The organism is Bowmanella pacifica (genome assembly GCF_014645355.1).
GTDB classification, from domain to species: domain Bacteria; phylum Pseudomonadota; class Gammaproteobacteria; order Enterobacterales; family Alteromonadaceae; genus Bowmanella; species Bowmanella pacifica.
The window spans coordinates 1-720 of sequence record NZ_BMLS01000017.1 but is presented as its reverse complement, the minus strand read 5'-3'; the positions used below and the strand labels follow the sequence as shown (position 1 = coordinate 720).

At 51.9% G+C, this 720-nt stretch carries 1 rRNA gene; it reads left to right on the top strand.

The features are described 5' to 3' along the window. Positions 1-720: ribosomal RNA gene (locus IEX02_RS20280) — 23S ribosomal RNA — on the top strand; the annotation flags it as partial.

The window sequence follows — 720 nt, the reverse complement described above, 5'->3', positions numbered from 1 at the left end:
ACGTGTTATCCTGTTTGAATATGGGGGGACCATCCTCCAAGGCTAAATACTCCTAACTGACCGATAGTGAACCAGTACCGTGAGGGAAAGGCGAAAAGAACCCCTGTGAGGGGAGTGAAATAGAACCTGAAACCGTATACGTACAAGCAGTGGGAGCACCTTCGTGGTGTGACTGCGTACCTTTTGTATAATGGGTCAGCGACTTATATTTTGTAGCGAGGTTAACCGCATAGGGGAGCCGTAGCGAAAGCGAGTCTTAACTGGGCGCTTAGTTGCAAGGTATAGACCCGAAACCCGGTGATCTAGCCATGGGCAGGTTGAAGGTTGAGTAACATCAACTGGAGGACCGAACCCACGCCTGTTGAAAAAGGCGGGGATGACCTGTGGCTGGGGGTGAAAGGCCAATCAAACCGGGAGATAGCTGGTTCTCCCCGAAAGCTATTTAGGTAGCGCCTCGGACGAATACCTACGGGGGTAGAGCACTGTTTGGGCTAGGGGGTCATCCCGACTTACCAACCCCATGCAAACTCCGAATACCGTAGAGTACTATCCGGGAGACACACGGCGGGTGCTAACGTCCGTCGTGAAGAGGGAAACAACCCAGACCGCCAGCTAAGGTCCCAAAGTTCTAGTTAAGTGGGAAACGATGTGGAAAGGCACAGACAGCTAGGAGGTTGGCTTAGAAGCAGCCACCCTTTAAAGAAAGCGTAATAGCTCACT